Annotated in this window: 13 protein-coding genes; all 13 read right to left on the bottom strand. The window is 63.5% G+C overall.

The window, feature by feature from the left end; translation table 11 throughout:
• Nucleotides 1–49: 49 nt before the first annotated feature.
• A complete protein-coding gene (bamA, locus tag KMZ29_RS13725; protein ID WP_215619782.1) occupies nucleotides 50–2,572 on the bottom strand; it encodes an outer membrane protein assembly factor BamA in 2,523 nt (840 codons plus the stop codon).
• Between the two features lie 172 nt (nucleotides 2,573–2,744).
• On the bottom strand, nucleotides 2,745–3,896 hold the full coding sequence (gene rseP / locus KMZ29_RS13720; protein WP_215619781.1) for an RIP metalloprotease RseP: 1,152 nt from the start codon (nucleotides 3,894–3,896) through the stop codon (nucleotides 2,745–2,747).
• 44 nt (nucleotides 3,897–3,940) lie between these two features.
• On the bottom strand, nucleotides 3,941–5,164 hold the full coding sequence (gene dxr, locus KMZ29_RS13715) for a 1-deoxy-D-xylulose-5-phosphate reductoisomerase (protein WP_215619780.1): 1,224 nt from the start codon (nucleotides 5,162–5,164) through the stop codon (nucleotides 3,941–3,943).
• 4 nt (nucleotides 5,165–5,168) lie between these two features.
• Nucleotides 5,169–6,014 carry a phosphatidate cytidylyltransferase gene (locus KMZ29_RS13710; RefSeq protein WP_215619779.1) on the bottom strand — a complete coding sequence of 282 codons (846 nt, stop codon included), beginning with the start codon at nucleotides 6,012–6,014 and terminating at the stop codon, nucleotides 5,169–5,171.
• Nucleotides 6,011–6,769: an isoprenyl transferase gene (locus tag KMZ29_RS13705; protein ID WP_215601785.1), complete on the bottom strand. Its 759-nt coding sequence runs from the start codon at nucleotides 6,767–6,769 to the stop codon at nucleotides 6,011–6,013. Before KMZ29_RS13705 ends, KMZ29_RS13710 begins: the two co-directional genes overlap by 4 nt.
• A 16-nt stretch (nucleotides 6,770–6,785) precedes the next feature.
• Nucleotides 6,786–7,349 (bottom strand): ribosome recycling factor, encoded by a 564-nt coding sequence (gene frr / locus KMZ29_RS13700; RefSeq protein ID WP_215601784.1) that lies wholly within the window; start codon nucleotides 7,347–7,349, stop codon nucleotides 6,786–6,788.
• 72 nt (nucleotides 7,350–7,421) lie between these two features.
• Nucleotides 7,422–8,138, bottom strand: a complete 717-nt coding sequence (pyrH, locus tag KMZ29_RS13695; protein WP_215612041.1) for a UMP kinase — start codon at nucleotides 8,136–8,138, stop codon at nucleotides 7,422–7,424.
• 70 nt (nucleotides 8,139–8,208) lie between these two features.
• Entirely contained in the window at nucleotides 8,209–9,132 is a 924-nt protein-coding gene (gene tsf, locus KMZ29_RS13690) for a translation elongation factor Ts (protein ID WP_215619778.1), read from the bottom strand.
• Nucleotides 9,133–9,266: 134 nt separating this feature from the next.
• Nucleotides 9,267–10,265, bottom strand: a complete 999-nt coding sequence (locus tag KMZ29_RS13685) for a 30S ribosomal protein S2 (protein ID WP_215601781.1) — start codon at nucleotides 10,263–10,265, stop codon at nucleotides 9,267–9,269.
• A 311-nt stretch (nucleotides 10,266–10,576) separates the two neighbouring features.
• Entirely contained in the window at nucleotides 10,577–11,101 is a 525-nt protein-coding gene (fabA, locus tag KMZ29_RS13680) for a bifunctional 3-hydroxydecanoyl-ACP dehydratase/trans-2-decenoyl-ACP isomerase (RefSeq protein WP_215619777.1), read from the bottom strand.
• 44 nt (nucleotides 11,102–11,145) lie between these two features.
• Nucleotides 11,146–11,763, bottom strand: a complete 618-nt coding sequence (locus KMZ29_RS13675) for a TetR/AcrR family transcriptional regulator (protein WP_215619776.1) — start codon at nucleotides 11,761–11,763, stop codon at nucleotides 11,146–11,148.
• Between the two features lie 258 nt (nucleotides 11,764–12,021).
• Nucleotides 12,022–12,966: a DUF1186 domain-containing protein gene (locus KMZ29_RS13670; protein ID WP_215619775.1), complete on the bottom strand. Its 945-nt coding sequence runs from the start codon at nucleotides 12,964–12,966 to the stop codon at nucleotides 12,022–12,024.
• Nucleotides 12,967–13,011: 45 nt separating this feature from the next.
• Nucleotides 13,012–16,524: a DNA polymerase III subunit alpha gene (gene dnaE, locus KMZ29_RS13665; protein WP_215619774.1), complete on the bottom strand. Its 3,513-nt coding sequence runs from the start codon at nucleotides 16,522–16,524 to the stop codon at nucleotides 13,012–13,014.
• Nucleotides 16,525–16,730 lie beyond the last annotated feature (206 nt).

Raw genomic sequence — 16,730 nt, 5'->3', positions numbered from 1 at the left:
TGACGCGTTTTCTTCACGCGAACCGGTATCCACTTCGCTTGAAGAGGCTTTAGAACGATGACGAGCCGCCAAACTTGAATTGCTGCACCCGGTCATACTGGCCCTTGGTCAGCGGGACCGCATAGTCGAAGCGCAGCGGGCCGAACGGCGACGCCCAGATCAGGCCGACGCCGACCGAGGAGCGGACGACGTTGCCGCTATCATATACCAATCCCGTACAGGATCCGGCCGGCAGCGGAGTAGTCGTTCCGGGAATACAGCCAGGCACGTTAATTTCGTTGGTAAAGGCCCAGGACGTGGGCCCCTTGTAATCATATAGCCCGCCGGCATCGGCATAGACCGCGCCCTTGAGTCCGACTTCCTTCGGCAGGAACCAGAACGGCATTTGCAGCTCCGCCGACACGCCCCAATATTTGGTGCCGCCCAGCGAGTCGCCAGTGCCGTAGGGGTTGATGTCGCGCGCACCAATACCGTTAGGGGCGAAGCCGCGGACGAGATTGGGACCCATCTGGAAATGATCCAGCATCCGGAGGCTGCTGTTCCCGACCTGGTTCAGCATGCCGCCCTGGACGTGGATCAACCCGACGACGTCGGAAACCAGCGTCTGATAATACTTCGCATCGATCGCGGTCTTCAGATAGCTGACGTCGCCGCCCACGCCGGCGAAGTCCTGCTTGAAATCGACCAGCAGACCCTCGGTCGGGTTCTTGTTGTTGTCCAGCGTATTGTAGTTGAGCGTATAACCGATCGCCGACGTCAGCGTCTTGCCGTTCTGCAGTTCCTTGCGGACCGGCAGCGACGCTTCACCGTCGACGTAGCAGCCGAGCGACGAGCCATTGACGGGACTGACCAATGCTGGCGCGAAAGAGGCCGGGCTGGGATTGTAAAGCGGATTCGTCGGATCGTTGTTACAATTGCGGAGCGTGGACGGCAGCGAGATGTTCTGCTGGTAGATCGAATAGCGGACCTGCAGCGAGAGATCTTCACGCAACGCGAAGCCGAGCCTCGGGCTGAAGCCGATGGTTTTGGTGCCGTATGAAATATAGGAGTTGGCGAGCTGTTCGCGCTGGAACAGGTCGAGCCCGAGCGCGACGCGATAGTCCAGCAGATAGGGCTCCACGAACGACAGCGTATAACCGCGGGCGTACTGGCCATAGGTCACCGACGCCTTCGCGTAGAGACCGCGACCGAGGAAGTTACGCTCGGAAATGCTGACCTCGGCGAGCGCGCCGTCGGTCGTCGAATAGCCGCCCGACACCGAGAAGTCGCCGGTCGACTTCTCCTCAAGATCGACCACCAGAATTACGCGGTCGCTGGAGGACCCCGGCTCGGCCGTGATTTTGACCGACTTGAAGAAATCGAGATTCTTCAGGCGGCGTTCGGCGCGATCGACCAGTGCGCGGTTGTAGGCATCGCCCTCGGACAGATCGAATTCGCGGCGGATCACGTAGTCGCGGGTGCGGGTATTGCCGCGTACGTTGATGCGCTCGATATAGGTCCGCGGGCCTTCGTCGATGGCAAAGGTGATCGAGACGGTGTGCGCCTCGAAATTGCGATCGCCGCGCGGACGCACGATCGCGAAAGCATAACCGCGCCGCGATGCCTCGATCTGCATTTCCTCGACGGATTTTTCCAACGCCTCGGCATTGTAGAGCGAGCCGACGTTGACGCGCGAGAAGCCGCGCATCGTATTGCCGTCAAGGGTGCCGATGCTGGAGGCGAAGTTGACCTGGGCAACCCGGTATTGCTGGCCCTCATCGATCTTGAACGTCACCAGGAAGCCCTTGCGCTCCGGATCGTATTCGGTCAGCGCGGCGATCACCTGGACGTCGGCATAGCCGTGCTTCAGATAGAAGCGGCGGATCAGGTCGCGGTCGGCTTCGACGCGGTCCGGATCGTAGACGTCATTCCCGCCAAGGAAGCTCAGCAGGTTCGATTCGCGGGTCTTGATGACGTCCTTGAGGCGATACGACGAGTAGGCGACGTTGCCGATGAATTCGATGGATTTGACGCCGGTTTTCGCGCCCTCGGCGATCGTGAAAATCAGATCGACGCGGTTGTTCGGCTGCTCGATGATTTCAGGGGTGACGCGGACGTCATAGCGGCCGGATCGGCGATAGATTTCGGCGATGCGCTGGGCGTCGGACTGCACCATCGGGCGCGACAGCGTACCCCGCGGTTTGGACTGGATTTCCCCCGAAAGCTGCTCGTCCTTGACCTTCTTGTTGCCCTCGAAGGCAATGCGGCCGATCACCGGGTTTTCGACCACGGTCACCACCAGCCGCCCGCCCGCCTGGTTGATTCGCACGTCCTGGAACAGGCCGGTTTCGATCAGCGCCTTCAGGCCGTCGTCGATTCGGCCCTGATCGAGGCGCCCGCCCGGACCCGGCTTGAAATATGAGCGGATGGTCTCGACCTCGACCCGCCGGTTCCCCTCGACCTGAATCGAAGCAGCGGTCTGCGCCGTCGCCGAAGACGACACGAGCATAGCGGCCAGCGTCCCAGCCACCGGCATCGCGAACATGATCAGAGCGGAGAACAAGCCCCCCCGCACTCGCATTCCAACATTCATGCGCAACGCGCCCTTGTCATTCCAGTGCCGGCCCGCACCCCACGAACCGGCAGATTCCCATTTGCTGCTCTGCTTGTAGCCAATTTTGCCGGAGGGGCAAACGTCCTATCGCAGTGCAATTTCAATTTCATTCCAAGACGTTGCCCATCGGCCACGTCACAAAAAAGCCGTTTCACGATGCCGCCAGGTGCAGGATGTCGTTATAGGTCGCAAACACCATCAGCATGAGGACAAGGCCCAGTCCGATTCGGAATCCCATTTCCTGCGCCCTCTCCGACAATGGGCGCCCACGCAAGGCTTCCACCGCATAGAACAAAAGGTGACCGCCATCGAGCAGCGGCACCGGGAACAGGTTGAGCAGCCCGATCGAGATCGAGAGCACGGCGGCCAGGTGAATCAGCGCGGCAACGCCGATGGTGGCGACCTGCCCCGATATCTGGGCGATCCGCAGGGGTCCGCCGACCTGATCGGCCGCTTCGCGCCCGGTAAAGATGCCGCCGATATAGGCCGTGGTGCGCTCGACCACGAACCAGGTTTCCTTAACGCCGAGCCACAGTGCGGTCGCGGGATCGACCCGTTCGGTCACGACGTCGCCGGGCGCGGTCGCGCGGGTGATTCCCAACACGCCGAGCCGGTGAACGTTTCCGAACGAATCCTTCACTTCCCTGAGTTGCGGCGTGCCCTGCAGTTGCACCGTGGAATCGCCGCGCCTGATCGTGAACGACAGCTGCTCGCCGGCCCGCGTGCCGACGATGCGCTGCATATCGGTGAAACTTCCGATGGTCTTGCCATCGATCGACGTGACGACGTCGCCGGCCTGGAAGCCGGCCTTCTCCGCAGCGCTGCCCACCTCGACCTTGTCGACGCGCGCCGTCGTGCTCGGCTTGCCGAAGAAGGTGAACAGGCAGGTGAAGATCACGATCGCGAGCAGGAAATTGGCGATCGGGCCGGCCGCCACGATTGCGGCGCGCGGTCCGACCTTCTTGTGATGGAAGCTGCCCGCGCGCTCTTCCGCGGTCATGCCGGCGAGCGTTTCCGACGACGGCGTGGAGGCCTCGCTGTCGTCGCCGAAGAACTTCACATAGCCGCCGAGCGGAATGGCCGAAATCTTCCAGCGGGTGCCATGGCGGTCGTTGAACCCGGCGAGTTCCGGCCCGAAGCCGAGCGAGAACGTTAACACCTTCACGCCGGCCCAGCGGGCGACCAGGAAGTGGCCGAGTTCATGGAAGAAGACGACGATGGTCAGGACGAACAGGAAGGGAATGATGTAGCCAATGAACCCATGGCTCAACGTATTGAAACTATGTAGAAAAAACTCGGACATTCGATTCCCCTCAAGCAGAGCCGAAAGCCCTGTCCCCCAACCCTCTAGGATGCCTTTAAGGCAATTTGAGGCAATAGGGTGGCAGCTTTATTTCGCGCATTATGGTCAACGGCGATGGCATCGTCCGCCGAGGTCAGCGGGGCCAGATTTCCGGAGCGAACCCAGTCGTTCATGGTGGCCTCGACCAGCCTCGCGATCGCGCCGAACCTGATCTTGCCGCCGATGAACGCCGCCACCGCGACCTCGTTGGCGGCATTGAAGACCGTGGTCGCGCCGCGCCCGGTCCGCAGCGCGTCGTAGGCCAGCCGAAGTCCCGGGAACCGGCCGAAGTCGGGTTCCTCGAAGGTGAGCTGGCCGATCTTGGCAAGGTCGAGCTTGGCGGCGGGTCCGACGATACGGTCGGGCCAGCCAAGGCAATGCGCGATCGGCGTGCGCATGTCGGGCGCGCCCAATTGGGCGACGACGGAACGATCCGAGAATTCGACCATGCCGTGGATGATCGACTGCGGGTGCACCAGCACGTCGATTTCGTCGGGCGTCAGCGCGAACAGATAGGAGGCTTCGATCACCTCGAGGCCCTTGTTCATCATCGACGCGGAATCGATGGTGATCTTCTGCCCCATGCTCCAGTTCGGATGCTTCAGGGCCTGCGCCAGCGTCGCCTGTTCGATGTCGGCGGCGGCCCAGGTCCGGAACGGTCCGCCCGAAGCGGTGATGATGACACGAACCAGTTCTTCGCGATTGCCCGAACCCAGCGCCTGGAACAACGCGTTATGCTCGGAATCCGCCGGCAGGATGCAGGCCCCGGCTTTAGCCGCGCGCTGCATGAAGAAATCGCCGGCACAGACCAGGCATTCCTTGTTGGCGAGCGCCACGCTCGCGCCGCGATCGACCGCGGCAAGCGCGGGCTTCAGTCCGGCCGCGCCGCTGACGGCGGCCATCACCCAATCGGCCGGACGCGCGGCGGCCTCGATAATGGCGCTCTCGCCGGCGCCGCATTCGGTGCGGGTGCCGGCCAGCGCGTCTTTCAACGCGCCGAGGCGATCGGGATCGGCGACCGCCGCATAGCGCGCGCCGAATTCCCTTGCAAGCTTCGCCAGTCCCTCGACGTTGGTATTCGCGGTCAAGGCCTCGACCTGATAGCGGTCGGGCGAGGCCCGCAGCAAATCCATCGTGCTGTCGCCGATCGAGCCGGTGGCGCCCAGCACGCTCACGGTGCGCACGGCGGATGCCGCGGCCTTGTTGTTACGCAACGGGACTGCGCTCATTTTTTCACCAAACCATAAGACCGCGGCCGACGCCATCCGCGCCACCCCGCAAAAGGCCGAAAATCGCCGCCAGGACGATCGCGGCGATGAAGCCGTCGAGACGATCCATCAACCCGCCATGCCCGGGAATGATGTGACTGGAATCCTTGACGCCGAAGCGCCTTTTTACTGCGGACTCAAAGAGATCGCCGAGCTGGGATGCTATCGAGAGCACTGCCCCCAATAGCAGCAGCGGGGCGGTTTTGCCGAGTCCAAGCGCCGCGAAGGCGGACGCGATCGCCAGGCTCGCCGCAAAGCCGCCGATCGCGCCCGCCCAGGTCTTCTTGGGACTGACCCGCGGCCACAGCTTGGGTCCGCCGATGCCGCGGCCGGCGAAATAGCCGCCAATATCGGTCACCCACACCACCAGAAGGACCAGCATCAGCGCGGCAAACCCTTGCGCCGGATCGAGACGCACCAGCACCGATGCGATCTCGGCTGCGGCGGCGTAGGCAAATCCCGTCGCCGTCCAGATGCGGCGTTCCGGCGAGAGCAGCGCAACCGCCGCGAGACCGATGGCCAGGACAATGAGGGCGGCATCGATCCGCCCGATTGCGAAACAAAGCCCGGCAGCGGCAAGGGCTGCAACGCCCGGCGCCATCACGCGCATCTCGCGCGCCGCACCCACGATCATCAGCCATTCGACATAGAGGCCGACCGCGGCGAAAGTCACCAGCGCGGCCCACAGCCATCCGCCGGCATAGGCGATGGCAATCGCCAGCGGCGCGAGCACAAAGGCTGCGGCGACGCGCATCACGAGATTGCGCGACCCCTGCTCGCTCGCCGTCGGTGCGGCTTTGCCCTCGGTCACGATCCGGTTTTCGCGGCCAGACCGCCGAAACGGCGCTCCCGTCTGGCATATTCGGCAATCGCTTCTTCGAGCGCGGCCTTGTCGAAATCGGGCCAGTGGATCGGCACGAAGACGAGTTCGCTGTAGGCGGCCTGCCACATCAGGAAATTCGAAAGCCGCTGCTCCCCGCTGGTGCGAATGATCAGATCGGGATCGGGAATGTCGGGGGCATCGAGATAGCGGCCGAGCGTTTCGGCGTCGATCGATGACGGATCGCGCTTGCCTTCCGCGACCTCGCGCGCCAGCCGTTGCGCGGCGTGGGCGATCTCCTGGCGCGATCCGTAGTTGAAGGCGACCACGAGATTGAGCTTGGTGTTGGCCTTGGTGAGTTCTTCCGCCTCGTTCAGGAGCGCGCAGATATCCGGTTCCAGTCCGTCGCGCTCGCCGATCACCCGCACCCGCACCCCGTCGCGGTGCAACGTTGCAAGGTCGTTGCGGATGAAGCGTCGAAGCAATCCGAAGAGGTCACCGATTTCGGTCGCCGGACGCGACCAGTTTTCGGAGCTGAAGGAAAAAATCGTCAGATAGAGGATGCCGAGCTCGTTGGCGGCACGAACCACCCGCCGCAACGCATCGACGCCGCGGCGATGGCCTTCGGCGCGCGGCAAACCGCGCGCCGCCGCCCAGCGCCCGTTCCCGTCCATAATGATCGCCACATGCAAGGGAGCGCCGGACGGATCCGGTGCTTCGGTTGCGGGGGCGGCGGCGTTCGTCATCGGTCAATCCTTAGGGCTAAACGGTGAGGATTTCCTTTTCCTTGGCCGCAAGCAACTGATCGATTTCCGAAATCGTCCCGTCGGTCGCCTTCTGCACATCGGTGGCGAGACGCTCCTGATCGTCCTCGGAAATCTCGTGATTTTTCTCGAGCTTCTTGACCGTATCGAGGCCATCGCGACGGACATGGCGAACCGCGACACGCGCGGCTTCGGCATATTTATGCGCGACCTTGACCAGCTCCTTGCGGCGCTCCTCGTTGAGTTCGGGAATTCGCAAGCGGAGCACCTGCCCTTCGGTGGCGGGACTCAAACCCAGATTGGAATCGACGATCGCCTTTTCTACCGCCTTGACCATCGACTTGTCCCATACCTGCACGGAAAGCAGCCGCGGTTCGGGAACGCTGATGGTGGCGAGCTGATTGAGCGGCATATGCGTGCCGTAGGCGTCGACCTGCACCGGCTCCAGCATCGAGGCTGCGGCGCGGCCGGTTCGCAGACCGCCCAGCTCGTGCTTGAGCGCCTGGGTGGCGCCCTGCATGCGGCGCTTCAATTCGTTGATGTCGAAACTACCCGTGGGCATAACGCTCTCCCCTCCTGAAAACTGATCGTCGAGGCCGTCAGGCTCGCGCACGCCGGATGCGTCACCAGCCCATCAGCCGGCGACGATGGTGCCGTGGCCGGTGCCGCGCAGGATCGCGCCTATCGAACCCGGCTCGGCGATCGAGAACACGATGATAGGCAGCGACGTCTCGCGGGCAAGCGCGAATGCGGTCGCATCCATCACCTTGTAGCCGCCTTCGATCGCCTGCGAATGCGTCAAGCGGTCGAACCGCTTGGCGGACGGGTCCTTTTTCGGATCGGCGGTGTAGACGCCGTCGACATTGGTGGCCTTCAGCACCGCATGGGCGCCGATTTCGGCCGCCCGCAACACCGCCGTGGTATCGGTGGTGAAGAACGGATTGCCGGTCCCGCCGCCGAGCAGCACGATTCGGCCCTCGGCGAGATATTTGTGCGTCGCACCCCGGGTATAGAGTTCGCAGACCTGCGGCATCACGAAGGCCGACAGGGCCTTGGCCGGGGCCCCGCGCCGCTCGATCGCGGCTTCGAGCGCAAGGCAGTTCATCACGGTAGCCAGCATGCCCATGGTGTCGCCGGTCGGCCGGGATACGCCGCGGGAGGAAACTTCGACGCCCCGCACCATGTTGCCGCCACCGACGACGACCGCGACCTCGACGCCAAGCTGCCTGGCGGCGATCAGGTCGCCGGCGATCCGGTCGATGGTCGGCTGATCCATTCCGAACGAATGCGCGCCGGCAAAATATTCGCCCGAAAGCTTGATCACCACCCGACGATAGACCGGCTCAGCCATTGTTAGTCGCTTTCCTCTGGCCAGCGCGGCCGCTCCGGCGCGAGCACGCCGGAAGGAACACTTCCGGCCGTTATTTCTTGCCGCTGGCGGCGGCGACTTCGGCCGCGAAATCGGTTTCCTGCTTGTCGATTCCCTCGCCCAGAGCATAGCGCACAAATCCCGTGATCTTCACAGGCGCGCCGATCTTGCCCTCGGATTCCTTGACCGCCTGGGCGACCGATTTGGCGTTGTCATGGATGAAGGCCTGCTCAAGCAGGCAGACTTCCTTGTAATAGGTCTTCAAACCGGACTCGATGATCTTTTCGATCACGTTCTCGGGCTTGCCCTGCTGGCGGTATTTGTCGGCCAGCACGTCCTTCTCGCGCTTCACGACCGCGGGATCGAGCCCGGCCGGATCCAGCGCCTGCGGGTTGGCGGCGGCAACGTGCATCGCGAGCTGACGGCCGAGCGCGGCCAGTTCCTCGGTCTTGCCGGTGGATTCCAGCGCCACGATCACGCCCATCTTGCCGGCGCCTTCGACCACGGCGTTGTGCACATAGCTCGACACCACGCCCTTGCCGACTTCGAGCGAAGCCGCGCGGCGCAGCGTCATGTTTTCGCCGATGGTCGCGATCGCGTCCGAGACCGCGGTCTCGACCGTCACGCTTCCGACCTTCGCGGCCTTGATCTTTTCCACGTCGGCGCCGACTTCGAGCGCGACCTGGGCGATCATCTTGACCAGACCCTGGAACTGCTCGTTGCGCGCAACGAAATCGGTCTCGGAATTGACCTCGACCACGACGCCCTTGGTCCCCGCGATCAGCGCGCCGATCAGGCCTTCCGCCGCGACGCGGCCGGCCTTCTTGGCGGCCTTCGACAGGCCCTTCTTGCGCAGCCAGTCGATCGCCGCCTGCATGTCGCCGTCGTTCTCGGCAAGCGCCTGCTTGCAGTCCATCATGCCGACGCCGGTCGTCTCGCGCAGGTCCTTGACCATCGCCGCTGTAATCGTTGCCATCGTTGAACGTCCTTCTTGCCTGTCAGGGCGGCCGCGGCGCAGCTGTTGCCGCCTCGCCGCCGTCCACCACCAGGGAATGTCGTATTTGAAACCGAATTTGCGGCCGGGAAATTCCGGCCGCACGCCTCAGGTTGTTATTCCGCTTCCGCGGTCATCGCCTTGGCCTGGGCTACCCAGCCATCGGCGCGGGACGGAAGTCCGACCTCTTCGCCGATCTTGTGCGCGGTGTCGTGATCGAGTTCGGCCAGCTGCCAGTAATGGAAGATGCCGAGATCGTTGAACTTCTTCTCGATCGCGCCGGACACGCCGGTAAGCTTCTTGAGGTCGTCGGCGGTGCCGCGCGGCCCGGCGAGGCCCTGGAAGCCGGTGGGCTGGGTTGCCGCGGGAATCGCTTCGCGAACCGGCTGCACGGAGGCGCCGATATCGATCCCGGACTCGCCCTGCGCGCGCGAGATACCATCGATGACGGCGCGTGCGATCAGATCGCAATACAGCGAAATGGCGCGGCCGGCGTCGTCATTGCCCGGGACCACGTATGTGATGCCCTTGGGGTCCGAATTGGTATCGACGATCGCGGCGACCGGAATGTTGAGCCGCTGGGCTTCCTGGATCGCGATGTCTTCCTTGTTGGTGTCGATCACGAAGATCATGTCGGGCAGACCGCCCATGTCCTTGATGCCGCCGAGCGAACGGTCGAGCTTGTCGCGCTCGCGCTGCAGCGTCAGCCGCTCCTTCTTGGTGTAGGCGCTGGCGTCGCCCGAATTGAGCACTTCCTCGAGATGCCGCAGCCGCTTGATCGAGCCGGAAATGGTCTTCCAGTTGGTCAGCGTGCCGCCGAGCCAGCGCGAATTGACGAAGTATTGTGCCGAGCGCTTGGCGGCTTCGGCCACGCCGTCCTGCGCCTGGCGCTTGGTGCCGACGAACAGGATACGGCCGCCCTTGGCGACGGTATCGCTGACGGCCTGGAGCGCGCGATGCAGCAGCGGCACGGTCTGGGCGAGATCGATGATGTGGATGTTGTTGCGGGCACCGAAAATGTAATCCGCCATCTTCGGATTCCAGCGGTGCGATTGGTGGCCAAAGTGAACGCCAGCTTCGAGCAGCTGACGCATAGAGAAATCGGGTAGCGCCATAGTTCAATTCTCCGGTTGGTTCCTCCGGAAGCGTGTGAGCATACGAGCCTTTTCGGCCCGGCTGCCACCGGACGGCCTTTTGAGCCATGCTTCCGTGTGAGATGGCGCGGTATATAGCGGTATTTTCGCGAGAAGCAAGGAAATACGGCCGGTTTTGGGGCCCCCGGCGATTGAACTCGTAGCCCCCGGGATGGCCAATTTCCGCTTTAGGCCGTCATCCGCTTCGATCAGCCCAAGATGCCGCGCCAGCGGCAGAAAACAGCTGGCATTGTCGAGCAACGACCCATGGTTCGAGATGCACCGGGTTGCGATCAGGGCGCCACCAGGCCGACTCTCAAGCCCTCGGCGACATAGACACATGAATCATCGGCAAACACCCGGCCATTTGCGATGCCCAGAACCAGTTTGCCGCGCCGTACCTGATGCATATCAACTTCATAACGCACGCGCCTGATGTCTGGCGTGATATGCCCCCTGAACTTTACCTCGCCAACGCCGAGGGCGCGGCCCTTGCCCGGTGACCCCGACCAGCCAAGCCAATAGCCGACCATCTGCCACATGGCATCCAGACCCAGACATCCCGGCATCACGGGGTCACCGATAAAATGACAATCAAAAAACCAGTGGGCCGGCGTGATATCCAATTCACCGGTGATATGGCCTTTGCCGAATTCGCCGCCGTCCATGCTGATCTCCGTGATCCGATCCATCATCAACATTGGCGGCGCAGGCAACTGCGCGTTGCCCGGGCCGAAATAACCTCCATTGCTGGATTTGAGAAGTTCTTCCTTGGAGTAGGAGGATTGTGGCGTGTGAAAACCGTGTGGATTTGACAAGGCAAAGTGACCTTCTTGTTAAATTGGGTTCCTGTTATTGAGCATCAGGTAATCTTGTCGCGCTCTTGCTCACGGTCTCGCGTCAGGCGCAGGGCGCCCGCCATGAAGGCCCATATTGCGTTCGTCAGTTTCTCCGGATCAGGACGCTGTTCGCTCGTGAGTGCGCCAATCAACGCTTGACGGATCCCGCCTATCATCAGCGCAATCGTTAGGTGAGGATCAATGTCCGCAGGAATGATGCCGTCACGCTGAGCCGCCTGAAGCATGCGTGCACCCGCCGCGAGTTGCCGATTGGTGAAAGCCGTCTCGACATCAAGCACCTCGGGCGCGCGGCTCAACGCGCCGATAACAAGGGGAGCAAATGGGTGTTCGTAGTGAAATACGATGTAGGCGGAGATCCGCTCTTTTTCTCTGTCGGCCCAGCATTCTGAGCTCAAGTTTGCGCGGTTGAACGCGGCATCATCCAGAAGACTGTAGAACCCTTCGACTACGGCGGCGATCAAGCCCGCTTTCGACCCAAAATGATGGTAGGCCAACCCAACAGAAAGTTGGGCCCGCTTGGCAACGGCCTGCATCTCAAGATGACCGTGGCCCTGGATCAGTTCCTCCTGAGCGGCCCGGATAAGCCTTTCGCGCGTTCCGATTTTTGCCGCCGCACCCATATCAGACCCAGATATTGAACTGAATTCAATTCAGTTCCTAATCCCAAGATTTGTCAAGGGATATAGGCTGCCGATTGCGCCAATCTGAGGAGGATTGGTTCGACTGTCGGCTCGAAAACGATCCGCTATTCCTGCGGCGGATCGAGCAGGCGCGTGACAGTCTGCGGGCAGGGCTCGGAGTCCGTCTGGAAGACCTCGAAACTGAATAGCGGCGGCGCGAAGGATGCTTTGAGTGCAGTATCTTCCGCCGACGAGCGGCTAACGATCCCGGATATACGGTGCGGTAGCCTCCCAGGGAGGGGCGTCTTCGGACAGCGGGGCGGAAGCCGATGTCAGGCAGCATTTCTTGAATTTCTTTCCGCTGCCGCAGGGACAGGGATCGTTGCGTCCAACCTTTCGCAACGGATCGCGGTGCGGCATCCCAAGGTAAGCCGGCCGCCCCCAATCGGACGTGGCGTTGCCCGCCGCCTTTGGCTGGAAACCGGCCCACCCCGACATTTCCGCGACCGTTTCGCCGAAGAGAGTGAGATCTCCATCCGCGTTGAGCGGCTCGGCATCGGGATGGTCGACCGAATATTGCAGGTCCTCCTCGAAATCCTTGAATTTGAGCCACATCGGATCGATCGATCCGCGCAGAAAGGCCTGTTGCACCAGAGGCTTCAGCTCGTTCAATCCGAGCCAAGCCACCGCGTCGAGCCAGCCACTCCAGACGTAGCAGTCCTGCTGCGGCTCGAGTTGCGCAAAGCAATCGCGCAGGAAAGCCGCCGTCGCATCGCGCCGCAGTTCGCCTCGCCGCGTCAGCATGGCTATCGTCTGGCACATCTTGGCGCGAACGAACTCGTCGGCTTCCGGATCCCGAATGATGTCATAGAGCGGTGCGGGGTCGCCGTCGAAAACGGCCGCCATCACGCGATGGCTCGTCTCGGTGATGCAATCGCCAAGGATCGTATCGAGGACGTCGGGCGGCAACCGCAGGAAAACGGCCAATGGCCAATATGCCGATTTCTCGCGCCACTCGCCGAGCAGATGAAAAATGAAGAACAGCGCGTTGGGATCGACCGGCCCTTTCAACTCCAGGAAATCATCGATCGTGCGCAGGAAGACGGGAACCATCGTCTCGCGATTGGCTTGGGCGGCGCGGATCGCCTCGACCGGCAAACGCCCCGGAACGGCCAATTGCTCGATCACCTGCGCGGGATCCATCGTCAGCTCCTTGATCGAACGCCGTCCGGCCGCCGCCTCGCCCGCCTACAGCTGCTGCACGTCCACCACGCCCGAAACCGCCTTGATCGCGCCGGCGATCTGCGGCGAGACCTTGAAACGGCCGGGAAGCTTCATTTCCACCTCGGTTTCGAGGTCGAGCATCATGACCAGCGAGACATCGCCGTCGGCCCCACCCGCGGGCGCGGGAGCCGGTTTGGCCTGAAGGCCACGGGCCGGTCCGCCCGGCGGCGCGGCCTCGGGCATCTGCAGCCGCCTGGCGATGGATTCGAGCGGCCGCGCATCGCGGACGAAAATGCGAAGACCCTTCTGGGTCTTGGCCGCGGCGGCGTCGAGCGGCTCGGCATGAAGCACCCTCGCCCGCACGTCTTCGCCCTGCAGCTCGGCGCCGAGCTGCAGCAGCACCGCAGCCCCCGGCTCCAGCACGTCGCGATACTGCGCGAGCCCCTCGGAAAACAGCACGGCTTCGAAATGGCCGGTCGGATCCGACAGGCCCATGATGCCCATCTTGTTGCCGGTCTTGGTCCGCCGCTCCATGCGCGACACCACGGTGGCGGCAACCTTGCCCGCGGTGGCGCCGGTTTTCACCGCGCGGGAAAATTCCGCCCAGGACTGCACCCGCAGCCGCTTCAACACCATGGCGTAGTCGTCGAGCGGATGGCCCGAGAGGAAGAAGCCGATCGCGTCGTATTCGCGCCGCAGCCGTTCGGCCGGCAGCCAGGGTTCGATCTGCGGCAGCATGATGGTCGGCGCGTCGGCGGCACCTCCGAACATGTCGTTCTGCCCCATGGTCGCAGCCTCGTGGCTGCGCTGGCACGCGCTAAGGATCGCCTCCGCGCCCGCGAACACCCGCGCGCGATTGGAATCCAGCGCATCGAAGGCGCCGGCCGCAGCCAGGCTCTCGATCACGCGCTTGTTGATCGCGCGCGGATTCACCCGCGCGGCAAAATCGGCCAGCGAGGTGAACAGGCCGTCCTTGCGCGCTTCCACGATCAGTTCGACCGCCTGGTGGCCGACGCCCTTCAGGCCCGCGAGCGCGTAATAGATGGTGCCGTCGCTGACCTCGAAGGTGGCGCCGGAGCGATTGACCGAGGGCGCCTCGACCTTGATGCCGAGCCGCTGCGCTTCGGCGCGAAACTCGCTGAGCTTGTCGGTGTTGGAGAGATCGAGCGTCATCGACGCCGCCAGGAATTCGACCGGGTAATGCGCCTTCATGTAGGCGGTATGATACGACACCAGCGCGTAGGCGGCGGCGTGGCTCTTGTTGAAGCCGTAATCGGCGAACTTCGCGAGCAGTTCGAAGATGGTGTCGGCCTGGCCTTTCGTCACGTTGTTCTTCATCGCGCCGGCGACGAAGATCGCGCGCTGCTGTTCCATCTCCGAGCGGATCTTCTTGCCCATCGCGCGGCGCAGCAGGTCGGCGTCGCCGAGCGAATAGCCGGCCATGACCTGCGCGATCTGCATCACCTGTTCCTGGTAGATGATGACGCCGAAAGTCTCCTTCAGGATCGGCTCGAGCATCGGGTGAAGGTATTCCGGCTCTTCGTCGCCGTGCTTGCGCGCGCAATAGGTCGGGATGTTCGCCATCGGACCCGGGCGGTAGAGCGCCACCAGCGCAATGATGTCCTCGAAACGGTCGGGCCGCATGTCGACCAGCGCCCGCCGCATGCCCTGACTTTCAACCTGGAACACGCCGACCACGTCGCCGCGCGCCAGCATCTGGTAGCTCTTGGCGTCGTCGAGCGGGAGGGTTGCGAGATCGACCTCGACGCCGCGCTGCTTCAGCAGCTTCACGGCGACGTCGAGCACCGTCAGCGTCTTCAGGCCGAGGAAGTCGAACTTCACCAGCCCTGCGGGTTCGACCCATTTCATGTTGAACTGGGTCACCGGCATGTCGGATTTCGGATCGCGGTAGAGCGGCACCAGTTCGCTGAGGGGCCGGTCCGATATCACGATGCCCGCGGCGTGGGTGGAAGCGTGCCGGGTCAGCCCCTCCAATCGCTGCGCGATGTCGAAGGCGCGCGCCACCACCGGGTCCTCGTCGCGGAACGCCTGCAGCTTCGGCTCGCTGGCAATCGCCGCTGCCAGCGTCACCGGCGCTGCGGGATTTTGCGGCACCAGTTTCGTCAGCTTGTCGACCTGCCCATAGGGCATCTGCAGCACGCGCCCGACGTCGCGCAGCACACCGCGCGCCTGCAGCGTGCCGAAGGTGATGATCTGGGCGACCTGATCGCGGCCGTAACGGCGCTGAACATAGTCGATGACCTCGCCGCGCCGATCCTGGCAGAAGTCGATGTCGAAGTCGGGCATCGACACGCGCTCCGGATTGAGGAAGCGCTCGAACAAGAGCCCGAACCGGATCGGATCGAGATCGGTGATGGTCAGGGCATAGGCGACCAGCGAGCCCGCGCCCGAGCCGCGGCCCGGTCCGACCGGAATGCCCTCGGACTTCGCCCATTTGATGAAGTCGGAAACGATCAGGAAGTAGCCCGCATAGTTCATGCGGGTGATGACATCGAGCTCGAAGGCGAGCCGGGCGCGATAGCTTTCCTCGGTCTGGCCCGGCGCGAGGCCGTGAACCTTGAGCCGGTTGCCGAGGCCCTGCTCGGCCTGACGGCGCAGCTCGGCCGCCTCCTCGCTCTCCGCTTCGGCGGCGTTCGAACTCGCGCCGACGGTGAAGCGCGGCAGAATCGGCTTGCGCGTCCTGGGGCGGAACGAACAGCGCTCGGCGATCTCGACGGTCGATGCCAGCGCTTCCGGAATATCGGCGAACAGCACCGCCATTTCGGCGCGGGTCTTGAAGCGGTGGTCCGGGGTGAGCTGATCGCGATCGGTCTCGGCAATCAGCCGCCCGCCCGCGATGCACAAAAGCGCGTCATGGGCCTCATAGTCGTCGGTGGCCGCGAAATACGGCTCGTTGGTCGCGACCAGCGGCAGGCCCTTGGCGTAGGCCAGATCGATCAGGCCGGCCTCGGTGCGGCGCTCCTTGTCGATGCCGTGGCGCTGCAATTCGACGTAGAGCCGGTCACCGAACAGGCTCGCCAGCCGGTCGCAGCGGGTGGCCGCCAGTGCGGCATGATCGGCGCCGAGCGCCAGCGAGATCGGGCCGTCGGGACCGCCGGTCAACGCGATCAGGTCCTCGGCGTCGTCCTGCAGCCATTCGAACTTGATGTGCGGGGCCTGATGGATCGGGGTCTCCAGGAACGCCCGCGAGTTCAGCCGCATCAGGCTGCGATAGCCGCGCTCGCGCGCCGCCAGCAACACGATCCGCGATGGTCCTGCGGCAAGCGCATTGCGTGCGTTCGGGTCCTGGTCGCCGAAATCGACCGCCAACTCACAGCCGATGATCGGCTGGATGCCGTAGCCGGCCATCTTGTCGGAGAATTCCAGCGCCCCGAACATGTTGTCGGTGTCGGTGAGCGCCAGCGCCGGCTGGCGGTCCGCCTTCGCCAGTTCGCCGAGCTTCTGGATCTTGATCGACCCCTTCAGCAGCGAATAGGCGGAATGGACGTGGAGATGGACAAATCCGGCATTGGACATTGTTGCCGACGGTCTTGAGGTCATGGTGGTCAAGCGATCAACTGGCGTGAGGGGGACGGTCCGCCCTCAAAGGCCGACTCGCCCCGCAATGGTGATGCCTCAGCCCGGACGTGTCCACGCAGAAGGCCCCCTTCCAGTCGGCTGTCCGGCTTTTCCCCAGGGTGGCCGCGATGTCCCCGAACGGGTGTCGGCCATGTCCCCGAACG

It is taken from the genome of Bradyrhizobium sediminis, assembly GCF_018736085.1.
Lineage (GTDB): Bacteria > Pseudomonadota > Alphaproteobacteria > Rhizobiales > Xanthobacteraceae > Bradyrhizobium > Bradyrhizobium sediminis.
This window is presented reverse-complemented; position numbering and strand designations above follow the sequence as displayed.